General features: G+C 63.4%; 12 protein-coding genes and 1 pseudogene. 3 read left to right on the top strand and 10 right to left on the bottom strand.

All coding sequences use genetic code 11. The features are described from left to right. Positions 1–77: 77 nt before the first annotated feature. A pseudogene (locus tag G0P99_RS12355) lies at positions 78–452 on the top strand (response regulator); the annotation flags it as partial. 139 nt (positions 453–591) lie between these two features. Then, positions 592–732 carry a hypothetical protein gene (locus tag G0P99_RS12350; protein WP_164130210.1) on the top strand — a complete coding sequence of 47 codons (141 nt, stop codon included), beginning with the start codon at positions 592–594 and terminating at the stop codon, positions 730–732. 107 nt (positions 733–839) lie between these two features. Here G0P99_RS12350 and G0P99_RS12345 read toward each other — a convergent pair whose 3' ends face one another. From G0P99_RS12345 to G0P99_RS12315, 7 genes are read right to left on the bottom strand one after another with little or no spacing between them, the layout of a single operon-like run. Then, the gene (locus G0P99_RS12345) at positions 840–2,009 is read right to left on the bottom strand and encodes an ABC transporter substrate-binding protein (protein ID WP_164130208.1); all 1,170 of its coding nucleotides are present in this window, start codon (positions 2,007–2,009) and stop codon (positions 840–842) included. An 11-nt stretch (positions 2,010–2,020) separates the two neighbouring features. Beyond that, complete coding sequence (locus G0P99_RS12340; RefSeq protein ID WP_164130206.1) at positions 2,021–3,085, bottom strand: branched-chain amino acid ABC transporter permease; 1,065 nt, start codon at positions 3,083–3,085, stop codon at positions 2,021–2,023. Between the two features lies 1 nt (position 3,086). Next, positions 3,087–4,001: a branched-chain amino acid ABC transporter permease gene (locus G0P99_RS12335; RefSeq protein ID WP_164130204.1), complete on the bottom strand. Its 915-nt coding sequence runs from the start codon at positions 3,999–4,001 to the stop codon at positions 3,087–3,089. Beyond that, on the bottom strand, positions 3,998–4,738 hold the full coding sequence (locus tag G0P99_RS12330) for an ABC transporter ATP-binding protein (RefSeq protein ID WP_164130202.1): 741 nt from the start codon (positions 4,736–4,738) through the stop codon (positions 3,998–4,000). The genes G0P99_RS12335 and G0P99_RS12330 overlap by 4 nt, the downstream gene beginning before the upstream one ends. Beyond that, positions 4,738–5,487 (bottom strand): ABC transporter ATP-binding protein, encoded by a 750-nt coding sequence (locus G0P99_RS12325; RefSeq protein ID WP_239059799.1) that lies wholly within the window; start codon positions 5,485–5,487, stop codon positions 4,738–4,740. Before G0P99_RS12325 ends, G0P99_RS12330 begins: the two co-directional genes overlap by 1 nt. Before the next feature lie 3 nt (positions 5,488–5,490). Then, on the bottom strand, positions 5,491–7,611 hold the full coding sequence (locus G0P99_RS12320; protein ID WP_164130200.1) for a hydantoinase/oxoprolinase family protein: 2,121 nt from the start codon (positions 7,609–7,611) through the stop codon (positions 5,491–5,493). Positions 7,612–7,638: 27 nt separating this feature from the next. Then, complete coding sequence (locus tag G0P99_RS12315) at positions 7,639–9,390, bottom strand: hydantoinase B/oxoprolinase family protein (RefSeq protein ID WP_164130198.1); 1,752 nt, start codon at positions 9,388–9,390, stop codon at positions 7,639–7,641. 272 nt (positions 9,391–9,662) lie between these two features. On the opposite strand from G0P99_RS12315, the gene G0P99_RS12310 reads away from it, so the two are divergent. Further along, a complete protein-coding gene (locus G0P99_RS12310; protein ID WP_164130196.1) occupies positions 9,663–10,625 on the top strand; it encodes a helix-turn-helix domain-containing protein in 963 nt (320 codons plus the stop codon). Here the strand turns inward: G0P99_RS12310 and G0P99_RS12305 are convergent. The 3 genes from G0P99_RS12305 to G0P99_RS12295 are packed head-to-tail and all read right to left on the bottom strand — an operon-like array spanning position 10,587 to position 14,055. Beyond that, positions 10,587–11,534 (bottom strand): phosphate acyltransferase, encoded by a 948-nt coding sequence (locus G0P99_RS12305; protein ID WP_164130194.1) that lies wholly within the window; start codon positions 11,532–11,534, stop codon positions 10,587–10,589. The genes G0P99_RS12310 and G0P99_RS12305 overlap by 39 nt on opposite strands. Continuing rightward, entirely contained in the window at positions 11,531–12,628 is a 1,098-nt protein-coding gene (gene buk / locus G0P99_RS12300) for a butyrate kinase (protein WP_164130191.1), read from the bottom strand. The genes G0P99_RS12305 and buk overlap by 4 nt, the downstream gene beginning before the upstream one ends. After that, positions 12,625–14,055, bottom strand: coding sequence for an aldehyde dehydrogenase family protein (locus tag G0P99_RS12295; RefSeq protein ID WP_164130190.1), 1,431 nt, complete (start codon positions 14,053–14,055; stop codon positions 12,625–12,627). Before G0P99_RS12295 ends, buk begins: the two co-directional genes overlap by 4 nt. Positions 14,056–14,069: the final 14 nt, after the last annotated feature.

Raw genomic sequence — 14,069 nt, 5'->3', positions numbered from 1 at the left:
CTTGTGCCGCTTGTTTGCCATTCTCTGTCCTCCGTTCCCTATACATAACGGTGGACCAATTCAGATGGGGCATTTCAGTGATGATCATCGAGGACGAAGCGGTGATCGCCATGGATCTGGAAAATATTGTTGCAGAGATGGGGCACGAGATTACAGGTGTTGCCCGGACCAAAAAAGGTGCCCTTGAACTGGCGGCCAAGAACGAGGCCGATCTGATCCTGTCGGATATCCAGCTGGCCGACAACTCCAGCGGCATCGACGCCGTCAACGACATTCTGCGCGAATTCGGTGATCGACCGGTCATCTTCATCACGGCGTTTCCCGAGAGACTGTTGACAGGCAGCGGTCCCGAACCGGCCTTTCTGATCTCGAAACCCTATACCGAAGATCAGGTTCGTTCGGCGGTCAGTCAGGCGATGTTCTTCGCTTCGACGGAAACCCTGAAGGTTTGAGCAGCATTGCTTTCACCGCGCCCGTGACGAAGGCGCCGTTTTGCGGCAAAGGCAAAGCGTCGGGGTGGACGAAAATCGCTCCGCGGTTCAAAGCACCTGAAGGGTTCTTTTCGTCAAGCCAACGCAGTCGCTGGTCTGCATGAGCAGACCAGCATCACCGACGCGCAAGGCGAAAGTGACTGGAACACCACCTACTGCTGGAAAACTGCGCAAGCGCAAGATCGCCGTCATCGCAAGAAAACGCGTCACCATGGCAAACGCGATCCGTGAATGGCTTTGAAATCGTCACCTCAGGCCACATGAATAATACAGCCGCCAGCAGGTTGGAACAGATGTACCCCCGCATTCGCGGGGGCACTTAATCTCTGCTGAAACACCGGCTTCAGGTCACTTCAACAGCACATCAAGCGGCACAGGCTGGCTGATGGTCCAGCTATCGGCAACGGCAGGTTTGCCGTTCGTGATCTCGACAATCTGCATCTCGGCAACGTTCTGGTGATGCAGGTCAGCCGTGAAGCTGCGCGGGCCGAACGCGGTGGGCTCGTCCTGCATCTTTTCCAGTTCCGCCGTCACCGCCGCACCATCGAGCGTGCCTGCGCGTTCCACGGCCTTGGCCCAGAGATCGAGCAGCACATAACCCGGATAGGCATAGGAGCTTGCCGGGCGGGCACCCGTGGCCTTTTCATAGGACTGGTTGAATGCCTCGACCTCCACGCGCGGATCGTCGCCATAGATCGACCCCTGCACCGGCACGACAAAGCCCGACAGATCGGGTGTGGCGTCCAGCCAATAAGAGCCGTCCACCGCAGACCCATTGAGGATCAACGAATTGATCCCGGCGGCACGGATCTGGCGCACCGCCGAGGCCGCACCAGGGATGTAGGAGCAGAGCATGATCACGTCGGGTTCTTGCGGCAGCGCCTTGATACGGGTGATCTGGCTGGCGATCGAGGCGTCGTCATTCTTGAACGTATCGCGGCCGACGATCTGGGTGCCGTCGATCTGCGGGAACATCCAGTCAAAGCCGCTGCAAATCCCCTTGTTGTATTCGATGGTGGTGTCGAGCAGCACATAGCCCGTCTTGGCGCCGCGCTTGGCATGGCTCCACTCGGCCATGGTCGCGCCCTGCACCGCCGCCAGCACCGAACCCGAGAAGGCATGCGGGCCGACGCCCTGAATGCCGGCCTTCACATCCTCGGCACACAGGAAGAAGGAAACCATCCCTTCGGCTTCGGCCGACAGCGCCGCGGGTGCGCCGAAATCGTAGTCGCAGCTGACGATCATCATATCGGCGCCTTCGTCGATCACCTGAAGCCCGGCCCTGGCCGATTGCTGGCGGTCGGTTTTGGTGTCGGCCTCGACCCATTTAATCTGCCGGCCCAGCAACCCTCCATCCGCGTTGATTTCGTCGATGCGGATCTTGGCGGCCGTCGCGGCGGGGGTATCGTATGCCTCCATCCAGCCGGATTTCGCAATCGCGAAACCGATGGTGATATCCTCGGCCATGGCAGGCCACGCCAGCGCGGCAAAAGCCGACGCAAGTGCAAGTCGTTTCACAGGTCTTCTCCTCAGTTGGTTGATTTCGCGCCGTCCAAGCGCAATTGGCGAAGCCATTGCGGCCTCAGTTTGAATTCCTTGCCGGCGGTCACCCCGTTGGGCCGCAGGATCAGCACTAGGATCATCGCCATCCCGATCAGGATCTCCTGGCTGCCCGATGGAAGCGCGAAATGCGTTGTACCGATGGCCACGCCCTGTTCAGCCCGCACCAGCAATTCGATCAGGAGGGACAGCAGCAAGACCCCCATGACCGCGCCCGACAGGCTGCCGATGCCGCCCACAACCAGCATGGCAAGCGAAATGAATGTGATCCCCAGATAGAAGCTGTCGGGGTTCAGCACCCCGATGGAATGGCCCAACAGCGCGCCCGACACGCCGGTAAAGAACCCCGAGACCACCAGCGACAGCAGCCGGTGGCGATACATGTCGATGCCGCTGGCGCGCGCCGCGACCTCATCCTCGCGCGTGGCTCTCAGCGCCAGCCCCGAGGCCGAATTGGCATAGAGATTGGCCGCAAAAATCGCCGCGATCGCCCAACCCAGCGCCACCCACTGATTCACATATCGCGGCAGGCCCACGACCGAACTGGTCGCGCCCGTCACGCCCTCCCAATTGGAATAGACGGTGTTGACGATGGCCAGAAAGGCGAATGTGGCAATCGAGGCGGCGATGCCCGAAAGCCGCAAGATCGCCGCCCCTGACAAGAGTGCGATGAAGGCCGCCAGCAGACCGCCCGCGATGGCGGCCGGAAAGACGGGCCACTGAGCCTGCATCAGCCAGCCGGGCAGATCGGGCAGGAACAGCGCCTTGGATTGCGGTTTCAGCGTCAGCCAGGCCGAGCAATAGGCGCCGATCGCCATGTATCCGGCATGGCCAAAGCTGATCACGCCGGAATTGCCGACAAAGATCCAGAGCGAGACCACCAGCACCACCCGCACCAGGGTTTCGGCCATGGTGCGCGCCAGCGCCTTATCGCCGAAGAGTGCCACCAGCACGACAAAGCCCAGAAGGAGAACCGCCAGGACGACCGGCGTCGAATAAGCCGCGATACGATTGCTTGTGTGTAGCGATTGCATGTCAGACCCTCGGCTTGGCAGATGCGGGAACGAACAGCCCCTGCGGCCGCAGCAGCAGGCAGATGATCACCAGTGTGTAGAGAAACGCATCGCGGAACGGCCGCGCGTCGAGCGGCAGCCAGGCCTGCAAGACAACCGACACGATGCCGACCAGGAACCCGGCCGCCACGGCACCGGGGAGCGAGCCCAAGCCACCCAGAACCGTGGCGATAAAGGCCACCAGCATGATCTGGCCGCCCATCTTCACATCGGCCACGCCGGTCTGCGTCGCCATGATCAGCGCCACGGCAGCAGCCAATGCTCCCGACAGGGCAAAGGCCCCGGTGATCACCCGATTGGCCCGCACGCCCAACAGGCGCGCCATGGTGAAATTCTCGGCCGCGGCACGCATTTCCAGCCCGATCCGCGTCTTTTTCAGCAACAGCGCCAGCCCGGTCACGACCAGCAGGGTCGTCACGATCACGATCAGCTGCAACAGCGGGACGCTGGCACCGGCTATATTCACAGGCGTATTCAACCCGGGCCACAGGCTGATCGCCTTGGGCCGCCCGCCATAGGCCGCCAGCAGCGCGTTGCGGATCACGAAACCCAGGGCGAAAGAAGCGATCATCATCGCCACCGGATCGGCCCGCCGCAAATGCCGGAACACGGCATATTCGCTGGCCACCGCGATCAGCCCGCCCAGAGCCAGAACCACCGGGATCAGAACCAGCGCCGGCGCACGGCCCAGAAACATCACCGCTACGGCATCGGTCGATGGTACGATCAGCGCAAAAACGCAAAAAGCGATGTATTCGCCATGCGCGAAATTCACCAGGTTCATCACCCCAAAGATCAGCGCGATCCCCAGTGCCGCCATGGCATAGAGCCCGCCAAGCGAGGCCGCATCGAAGAAAAGCTGGGCAAGGTTGGTCATGTCGTCGCCTCTGTTTGCTGGCTGGGCTTGCCGAAATAGGCCGCCGCCAAGGCATCGCGGTCGGCCATATCGGCGGCATTGCCCTCGCCCACGATCCGCCCGCCGCGCATCAGCACCATGCGTCCGCCCACCCGGGCCGCGCGCAACGAGCTTTGCTCGACGATAAGCAGGGTCAGTCCACGTTCCTCCTGCAACGCGCAGAGCGTGTCATAGACCTGATCCACGATTTTTGGCGCCAGCCCCAGCGAGGGTTCGTCGACCATGATCAGCTTGGGGTTGGTCATCAGCGCGCGGCCGATTGCCAGCATCTGTTGCTGCCCGCCCGATAGCGCTCCCGCCGCCGCGCCCCGACGCTCGCCAAGAATGGGAAAACTGTCGTAGATCTCCGCTATATCCTCCTCCACCGCGATTGCATCGCGGCGCAGACCGGTGCCCACGCGCAGGTTTTCCTCGACCGTGAGAGAGCCGAAGATCTCGCGTCCCTCAGGCACCATCGACAGCCCGAGCCGGGCAATCGCCTCGGGCGGGAGCCCGGTCAGCAGATCGCCATCCATCTCGATCCGGCCATGGCTTGTCGCCACCGCGCCGCTGATCGCCTTTAGCAGCGAGGACTTGCCCGCCCCATTCGGCCCCGAGACAAAGACGCGCTCACCCTCTTCGACATGCAGCGTCAGATCGTTGACCGCAGGCACCTTGCCGTAGCGCACCGAGACATCGAACACCCCCAGCTTGGACATTACGCGGCCTCCTGATCGGCGCCGAAATAGGCGTCGCGGACGCGCTGGCTGGCGGTGATCGCGCTGCGGTCGCCCTCTTCGATCACTTGCCCGGCATCGAGCACGTAGACATGCGCACTGACCGAAAGGACCAGCCCGACATTATGTTCGATCAGCAGAACCCCAGTGCCCAACTCACCCGCGACCCGGGCGATCAGCACGGCAAGGTCGTCGGCCTCGGCCTCGGACATGCCCGCCGCTGGTTCATCGAGCAGCAGAAAGGATGGCGCGAACATCAGCGCGCGGGCGATACCCACCCGCCGCTCGTCGGTATAGGGCAATCCGGCGGCGGGTTTTTCGGCCAGATCGGCCACGCCCATCCAGTCCAGAACCCGCATCGCCTCGACTTCCGAGGCGTGGCGCGAATGGCCCAGCCCCACGCCCGTCACCGCGAGGTTGTCAAGTACGTCGAGACCGGTGAACAGCCGCCCGGCCTGGAATGTCCGCGCCACGCCCTCGCGGCGAAGCAGATGCGCGGGAAAGGCGCTGACATCGTGCCCACCCAGCAGAATGCGCCCCGTGCTTGGTGCCTGGAACCCAGTAAGCACGTTTACCAGAGTCGTCTTCCCCGCGCCGTTCGGGCCGATCAGGCCATGAACCGCGCCCGGGGTGACGGTGAGCGTCACGTCGGTGAGAGCCTTGAACCCGCCGAACGCCACCGTCACCCCGGTTGCCCTCAGGGAGCAACTGTTATCGCCGCGCATCGCCATGACTCACGCCTCGGCCAGTTCTTTGGCCACTGCGGCGCGCGTGGCCGAAGCATCCGCCGTCAGGACATAGGTCCCGGTTTCGTGCAGGTTCACGGTCCAGCCGGGCTCCACAACAATGGTCGTTGTCACTTCCTCGATCACTGCCGGGCCGTGCAGCACATCACCCGCGCCGAGCGCCGAGCCGTCATAGACGGGTGTGTTCTGGGACACACCATCGGCGCTGAACACCATCTCGCGGTGGGTCTTGAGTGCCGAAGCTGCCCCTTTGCCCGCCGCGATATGCATCCGTTTCGGCTTGTCGACATGGCCGGTGATCGCGCTTTCGACGTTCACCACCTCGACCGCGTTATGTGGCTCGTCATAGGTGTAAAGCGCGCGGTGGCGAGCGTGGAACGCCGCCTTGATGTCCTCGAGCGAGGTTTCGGTGACCGCGAAGGAACCGACCTCCACCGTGCATTCATGCACCTGGCCGACATAACGCATATCGAGCGTGCGCCGGATCGAGATATCGCCCTCACCAAACCCGTCGCCCGCCAAATCGTCGCGACCGCGCGCCTCCAGCCCATTGAACAAATCGTCGAGCGTCTGGGCCGCGTCAGCCCCCTGCAACCGCAGGGGCGCGGGTGCCATGTAGTTGTATTTCACGTCCGAAATGATCTGACCATAGGCGCAAAGCCCCGAGGCGAGCTTGGAGATCAGCACCTTGGAAATGCCCATCTCGCGCGCCAGTGCGGTGATATGCGCGCCCGTCGCCCCGCCCGCGCCCATCAGCACGAAGTCGCGCGGATCATAGCCGCGTTCCACCGAAACCCGACGGATCGCGTTCACCATGTTGTTGTTGACGATGGTGAACATGCCATAGGCGGCGCGTTCCACGCTGATCCCCAGCGGATCGGCCAAATAGGTCTTGATCGCCGCCCGCGCCTTGGCCGCGTCGAGTGGCAACCGCCCGCCGACAAGCCCGTCGCCGTTGAGATAGCCCAGCACGAGGTTGGCATCGGTCGTGGTCGGCCGTTCGCCGCCCTGGCCATAGCAGGCAGGTCCGGGCTCGGACCCCGCCGATTGCGGCCCCATCTGCATCAGCCCCATCTCGTCGATCCAGCCGATGGAGCCGCCCCCGGCGCCCAGGGTTTCCACCTGGATCATCGGGATGCCGATGCGATAGCGCAGGAAGTCGATGTTCTTGTTGACGTTGGCCTTGCCATCCTTGGTCAGGGTGATGTCGAACGAGGTCCCGCCCATGTCGCAGGTGATGATGTTCTGCTCATCCCAGGGCGCACCGACGTCAAGCGCCGCCTGCGGAGCAGAGGCCGGACCAGAATTGATGGCATAGACCGACTGATCCGTCACCACCTTGCCCAAAGCCAGCCCACCGTTGGACTGGAAGTAGCGGACCGGGTGTTTCGAGCCGAGTTCGCGGAAATAGGCGTCGATCGCCTCGACATAACGTTGCAGGATCGGGGCCAGATAGGCGTTCACGATGGCGGTCGAGGTGCGGGTGTATTCGCGCACCTGCGGGTAAAGCTGGCTGCCGACGGTCAGACGCACATCCGGCATCATTTCGCGCACGATCCGGGCCGCGCGCATTTCGTGTTCGGGATGCAGCACCGACCAGACAAAGCTGATCGCCACAGATTCCACACCTTCGGCAATGAAGTACCGGCAGGCGTCGCGCACATCCTCTTCGTTCAGCGGGGTGCGCACCGAACCGTCCGAGATCACCCTCTCGCTGACACCCTTGCGCAGATGGCGCGGCACCAGCATCGTCGCGGGCGGGTACTCGGGATCGTAGCGATAACCGTCTTCCTTGTGGCCCAGCCGGATTTCAATCGAATCCTCGTGGCCGTGCGTGGCGATCAGCCCGGTCTTGGCGCCGTTATGGGTGATCAGCGCGTTGAGGCCGACGGTGGTGCCATTGATGCAGAGATCCGAGTTCGAGACGATCTCTTCCGCGCTCAGCCCGGCTTCCTCGGTGATCAGAGCCAGCCCGTTCCGGATGGCTTTGGTGGGTTCAGTCGGTGTGGACAGCACCTTGAAGATCTGCACCTCGCCCCCGGCGCTTGCCAGAATGAAATCGGTGAATGTGCCGCCGGCGTCGATGCCCAAACGATATTTGCTACGCATGAGAATAATCCTTTTATGTCAGAGACTTCAGGCCGCCGCGCGGGCCTTGGCCGTGGCGGCCTCGTCCACGGTCAGCGTTTCGGGGTCTGCAATCACCACGCCATAATCCAGCCGGGCGCCCTCGATCGACACCAGCCCGTTGCGGATATCGGCAACCACCTTTTGCACCTCACGTTCAAACGGGTTGCCATAGCCGCCACCGCCCGGATTGATGTTGGCCGCGCGTTCGCCGGGCCTGATGGTTTCGATCACGTTGTCGGTGATGATCCGGGTTTCCCCGTCGCGGGTGACTTCGAGCCGCCCGACCTTTTTCTCGACCATGGCAGATTTCGCCCCGGCAGCGCCCATCGCCGGAATGCGGCGGCCCTCGCCAAAGGTGATCAGCGTCATGTCACGGTCCAGCGGTTCGACCTCCCAGCGGGTGCCCGAGCCGCCCCGGAACTTGCCCGCGCCACCGCTGTCGGTCATCAGCCCGTATTCGTGGATGATGATCGGATAGGAGTGTTCCAGCATCTCGATATCGCCGCTGGTCAGCGCGCCGAAACAGCATTCCGGCCCGCAGGCATGCCAGCCGTCCTGGCTGGCCGTGGCCCCCGCGCCGGAGATGATCGAGGCCAGCACCATGGTCACGTATTCCTCGTCGTGCCGGGTATCCCAGCCCGCGATGTTGCAGCCGTTGGCATGACCCCACGAGGCCGAAACCTTTTCGGGCGCCGCCTGTTCAAAGGCCAGCCGCACCGCATCGGTCAGCGTCTCCATCGGGGTGGTGGTGCAGTTCATGTGCGGTGCGGGCGGCTTGGCGTTGCAGAGCGTGCCCTTGGGCCCCATGTCGACCGTCACATTGCGATAGAGCCCCTCGTTATAGGGCGGCGGCAACTGGGCGAACATCATCAGGCCCAGATAGACGCCGGAATACGAATTGCCCTCGTAAGAGTTGATGAAATAGGGGATCTGCGGTGGGCTGGCGATCTCGATATGACAGGTTTCGCCTTTGATCGTGACCGTCGCGGTGATGTCGAAATCGCCAAATCCGTGGCCTGCATCCTCGAGCACCGCGGTGCCGCTGTAGGTCCCGTCCGGGACCTTGGCGATCAGCCCGGACATGTGCCGGTTGGCCATTGCCAACAATTCCTCGATGCAATCCTGCACCACGTCCTTGCCGTATTTGTCCATCAGCGCGATCAGGTTGCGCGCACCCACCTGGCAGGCACCGATCAGGGCGTTGAAATCACCCTCCTGGTCGCGCCGCGCCCGCATGTTGGTCAAGAGCAGGTTCAGCACGTCGTTGCGCGGAACACCCTTGTCCCAGATCTTGACCGGCGGAATACGCAGCCCTTCGGCAAAGATCTCCTTGGCCTCGGGGTTGTAGCCTGCCGGAACCGGCCCGCCGATATCGGTCAGGTGGCCCTTGCACACGGTCCAGAACACCAGCTCGCCCTTGTAGAACACCGGGTAATACATGCAGGTGTCGATGATGTGCGACCCGGCATAATCGGGGTCGTTATGCAGGATCAGGTCGCCCTCGTTGATGTCACCATCGAAGAACTTGTTGACCGCCTTCATTGCGGGGATGAGTGATCCCAGATGGATCGGAATATCTTGCCCTTGCAGGATCATCTCCGGCGTATGGTTGAACAAGGCGGTGGAATAATCATGCGCCAGGTTGAAGACTGAACTGCGCGCGGTCTTCTCCAATGCCATCGTCATCTCGCGCTGGGTGGTCTCAAGAACACCTCTCACCACTGAAAGCGTGATTGGGTCGACTTGTCGTTCTGCCATTGTTTCCGGTCCTCTGCTTGGGTGCAGAAGACGCGCCTGTCGGGTTTCCGATTGTTCCCCCGATCCGGCGCATTCCCCTGCACTTCGATCTGGCAGACAGGGTTCCCGGGAAAACGATTCCGGTCTTGACGATCCGTGCACAAAGCTTTGGCAGATGGCGCAGGATAATTTGTCAACCAGCGCAGGATGAGTTGACGCAGAGCGCAGAACGCCTGTTTTTCTTTGGTTTTGGGCGTTCCGTCACGTAAAGTTCACGGAGGGAGGACTATTCGATGGCAGCCGCATTCCGCTTTTCGACTGGCGCGATAGAACCGCAGCATCGTTCCAGCAAATGGAATGCGGTGGTGTCCGAAGCCTACTTTCCGCTCGAGCTGCAATTCCGCGATCCGGTCCATTTCAACGGCGAACTGGCCCGGGCCGAGCTTGGCCATGTCGGCATGTCGCGGCTCACCTCGGATCCGGTGAACTACGAACGCCGCCGCTCGCATATCCGCAGCGCGCAGGAAGAAGAGTATCTTGTCACCCTGCCCCGCGTCACATCGGTCGAGTTTCGTCAGATGGGCCAAGACGTGCGCTGCGATCCCGGTGGATTTATCATCGAGCGCGGCGATGAACCCTATCGCTTTCTCTACGAGCGTCCCAACGATCTCTACGTTCTCAAGGTCAGCCGACGGGCGCTGGCGGAGCGGGTGCGCCAGCCCGATCGTTTTTGCGCCCGGGTGATCGACGCCACAACCGGCACGGCGGGGCTTTTTGCCACCATGGTCAGCCACGCGCAGAGCCAGATCGACGATCTGACCCCCACGGCCCGCGAAACCATCGGCCGGCAGTTGCTTGAACTTCTGGGCCTGGCGCTCAACGATGCCTCGAACGCCAGCGAAAGCGGCTATTCCTCGGTCCGCGCCGCGCATCTGTCACGGGTCGAGAAATACATCCGCGCCAACCTGAAGGACCCAGATCTTTCCCCCGATCTGATTGCCGATGCCTGTGGCATCTCAAAACGCTACCTGCACGACCTGTTCAAGGATGTGAACGGCACGGTCAGCCAACAGATCCGCGATCAGCGGCTGGTGGCGGCGCGCGACCGCCTTCAGGCCTCTCGCGATCTGCCCATTTCCGAGGTGGCCTATCGTTTCGGCTTTGCCGACCAGGCGCAGTTTTCGCGGCTGTTCAAGGTCAAGTTCGGGATGACACCGTCAGAGTTCCAGCGCGGTGCGGTGCTTCGCCCCGCCTGATTCCGCGAGAGCACGCCCGCGCAGAACCGCGCCCGCCAGCAACAGCGCGTTCACCCGCCGCGCTGCCGAATCCGAGCGTGAGTTCAGCAGCACCGGAACCCGTGCCCCCAGCACGATAGAGCCGGTCTTTGCCTGGCCGTGAAACTTCCACGCCTTGGCTACCGCATTGGCCGCATCGATTGTGGGAAACAGCAGCAGATCCGCCGCCCCGGCCGCTGGCATGTCCTGCAAGCCCTTGATCTGCGCCGCCTCGGGCGACACGGCCACGTCATAGCCCATCGGTCCGCCGATTTCGAACCCTGGCAGCCCCGCGCGCGCCAGCGCTTCGGCGTCGCGTGTCGCCGGGATCGCATCGCTGGCCTTTTCGGTCGCGCAAACGGCGGCCACCTTCACGGGGCGCACCCCCAGCCCGGCAAAAAGCGGCAAGGTGTTACACACGATCTGACGCTTTTGATCCAGCGTCGGCATCGGCACGATACCGTTATCCGTCGCCGCGATAAGCCGCCCAAGCGAGGGCATTTCCGCCACCGTCACGTTGGACAGCACATCGCCATCGCGCAGCCCGTCGGCGCGGTCGACCACCGCGCGCAGGTAGCTGCCGCTGTCAACGTGGCCTTTCATCAGCACATCGCCGCGCCCCGCGCGAATGGCCGCCACCGCCGCACGGGCGCAGTCCTGCACGCCGAAAGCCGGTACAACCTCGACGGCACCTTGCAGCTCCGGTGCCATCAATGGCGCCATCGCCTCAGGATCGCCGCTCACCACCGCGCCGTCGATCAAGCCGCTCTCCAGCATGGCCGCCAACGCCGTCATCACCTCTGTCGCTTCACCGCCCGCCACCACGGGCCGCAGCGGGGCAGCGGCGCGGGCAAGCCCGCGCAGCGCCGCGAATGACCGTACCGCTGTCATGCCGCTTGCGCGGCAAGCGGCCAGCGCATCGCCTGCTCGGTCCCGCACAGTACCCGCGCGGCACCTTCGGCCAGCGCCCGACACTCGTCGCTGCCCGGATAGGTGAAGAGGGGCGCCAGCCGTGCCAGCTTGCCTTCGAGATATCCGCGCACTTGGTCGCTGTTGGCCAGTCCGCCGGTCAGGACGATCCCGTCGAGATCGAAATCCGCCACCGACGCCATAGCGCCCACCGTCTTGGCCACCTGATAGAGCATCGCCTCGAACACCAGCGCTGCTTTCTGGTCGCCTGCCGCGATCATCGCCTCGACGCGCCGGATATCCTTGGTGCCGAGCAACCCGTAGACCCCACCCTGCCCGTACAGTTTCTTGAGCAATTCCTCGCGCGTGTAGCGCCCGGAGTAACACAGCTCGATCAGCGGCAGCGGCGGCAACCCGCCCGCCCGTTCCGGCGTGAAAGGCGAGGATTCCATCCGGTTCGAGCTGTCGACCAGGCGCCCGTCCAGCAGCGCCGCGATGGAAAACCCGGCGCCCAGATGCGCCACCACCGCCCGCAATTCGTCAAACGGTTTGCCCAGATCGCTTGCCAGCCGCCGACCGCAGGCGCGGATGTTCAACGCATGAACAAAGGAAAATCGCGGAATCTCGGCAAAACCCGAAACACGCGCCACGGGCGCCAGTTCGTCCACGCTGACCGGATCGACAATGAAAGCGCGCGCGCCTTGCGCGCTGGCAATACGATGCGCCAGCGGCGCGCCCAGATTGCTGGCGTGCTGATAAACCGGCCGATGCAGCACGAAATCGACCAACGCGTCGGAAACCTCGATCACCCCGGCCGGAACCGGTGTCAGCATGCCGCCCCGCCCGGCGCAGGCCACCAACAGCACATCCGGATGCCAGTCCAGAAACGCCGCCACCTGGGCCGCACGAAAGTCGAGCTGGGCCGCGATGTTCGAAAACTGCGCCATCTCTGTTTCGTCATGCTCAAAGGTTTTTTCCGCCAGCGGCTCCACCGTGCCGCCGCGCGACAGGTAGAGCGCGCAGCGCGTCGTCGTGGTGCCTGGGTTGATCGCCAGAATGGCCTCCACCCCGCTCATCCCGCGAACTCATAGGCGGTCTTGACCGTGGTATAGAACTCGGCGGCATAGCGCCCCTGTTCCCGTTGGCCATAGGACGACCCCTTTCGCCCGCCGAAGGGCACATGGTAATCCACCCCGGCGGTGGGCAGGTTGACCATCACCATGCCCGCTTTTACCCGCTGCCGGAACGCGCGCGCGTGTTTCAGGCTGCCCGTGCAGATCCCTGCGCTGAGGCCGAATTCGGTATCGTTGGCCAGCGTCAGCGCCTCGTCATAATCGGCCGCCTTGATCACGCTGGCGCAGGGCCCGAAAATCTCTTCCCGGCTCGACCGCATGCTGTTCGAGGCGCACAGGAAAACTGCGGGCCGCTGGAAATACCCTTCGGTGTCTCCGTTCAGACGCTCGCCGCCAATCACCTCGCACCCCTCGTCCCGCGCCAGGTCGACATAGGCGAGATTGCCCTGCAATTGAGCGTCAGACACCACCGGCCCGATCTGGGTCGCGCTGTCCAGCGGGTCGCCCACGCGCAGCGCCTGCGCGCCCGCCACCAGACGTTCGACAAAGGCATCGTGTATCCCCGCCTCGACGATCAGCCGCGACGAAGCGGTGCAGCGCTGCCCGGTTGAATAGAACGCGCCGTTCAGACAAGCCTCGACCGCGATATCGAGATCGGCGTCGTTCAGAACCACCATCGGGTTCTTGCCGCCCATTTCGAGTTGCAGCTTTTTCAGGCCCCGCGCGGCCTCGACCGCCAGCGCCCGGCCCACCGGCACCGAACCGGTAAAGGAAATCGCGTCGACGCCGGGATGCTTTACAATGGCATCACCCACCACCGCACCGCGCCCCATGACCAGGTTGAACACACCGGCAGGAACGCCCGCCTGGTAAAGTATTTCGGCGAGCAGATGCGCACAGCCCGGTGTCAGGTCGGCGGGCTTGAACACCACCGTGTTGCCATAGGCCAGCGCGGGAGCGATTTTCCAAGCCGGTATTGCGATGGGGAAGTTCCACGGTGTGATGATCCCAACCACGCCCACCGGCTCGCGCGTCACCTCGATGCCCACGCCAGGACGGACCGAGGCCAACGCATCGCCACAAATTCTGAGCGCCTCGCCCGCGAAGAAACGAAAGATCTGCCCGGCCCGTACCGCCTCGCCCCGGGCTTCGGCCAACGTCTTGCCTTCCTCGCGCGCCAGCAGATGACCGATCTCGTCCGCGCGGGCCAGAATGGTCTGGGCCACGGTTTCCAACAGATCGGCCCGGCGTTGCGGCGTGCTGGCCGCCCATCCTGCCAGCGCGCCTTGCGCGGCCTCAACCGCCGCCTGCACCGTCTCGGCTGAGCCCTGGGCGTAATGCCCGATCAGGTCGGACCGGTCCGCCGGGTTGCGGTTTTCCGAAGCGTCGGACGCGCCGATCCATTCCCCGGCAACGAGGTTCATTTTCATCGCAGTTCCTCCCG

This window comes from Ruegeria sp. PrR005 (genome assembly GCF_010500245.1).
In the GTDB taxonomy this organism is placed as follows: domain Bacteria; phylum Pseudomonadota; class Alphaproteobacteria; order Rhodobacterales; family Rhodobacteraceae; genus Ruegeria_B; species Ruegeria_B marisflavi.
The sequence above is the reverse complement of the archived record's forward strand: the minus strand, read 5'-3'. Positions and strand labels throughout refer to the sequence as shown.

Coding starts and splice junctions, on each gene's coding strand:
- G0P99_RS12350 (WP_164130210.1), top strand. CDS start 592: ATGAGCAGACCAGCATCACCGACGCGCAAGGCGAAAGTGACTGGAACA.
- G0P99_RS12310 (WP_164130196.1), top strand. CDS start 9,663: ATGGCAGCCGCATTCCGCTTTTCGACTGGCGCGATAGAACCGCAGCAT.
- G0P99_RS12340 (WP_164130206.1), bottom strand. CDS start 3,085: ATGCAATCGCTACACACAAGCAATCGTATCGCGGCTTATTCGACGCCG.
- G0P99_RS12315 (WP_164130198.1), bottom strand. CDS start 9,390: ATGGCAGAACGACAAGTCGACCCAATCACGCTTTCAGTGGTGAGAGGT.
- G0P99_RS12325 (WP_239059799.1), bottom strand. CDS start 5,487: ATGGCGATGCGCGGCGATAACAGTTGCTCCCTGAGGGCAACCGGGGTG.
- buk (WP_164130191.1), bottom strand. CDS start 12,628: ATGAGCGGGGTGGAGGCCATTCTGGCGATCAACCCAGGCACCACGACG.
- G0P99_RS12335 (WP_164130204.1), bottom strand. CDS start 4,001: ATGACCAACCTTGCCCAGCTTTTCTTCGATGCGGCCTCGCTTGGCGGG.
- G0P99_RS12330 (WP_164130202.1), bottom strand. CDS start 4,738: ATGTCCAAGCTGGGGGTGTTCGATGTCTCGGTGCGCTACGGCAAGGTG.
- G0P99_RS12305 (WP_164130194.1), bottom strand. CDS start 11,534: ATGACAGCGGTACGGTCATTCGCGGCGCTGCGCGGGCTTGCCCGCGCC.
- G0P99_RS12320 (WP_164130200.1), bottom strand. CDS start 7,611: ATGCGTAGCAAATATCGTTTGGGCATCGACGCCGGCGGCACATTCACC.
- G0P99_RS12295 (WP_164130190.1), bottom strand. CDS start 14,055: ATGAAAATGAACCTCGTTGCCGGGGAATGGATCGGCGCGTCCGACGCT.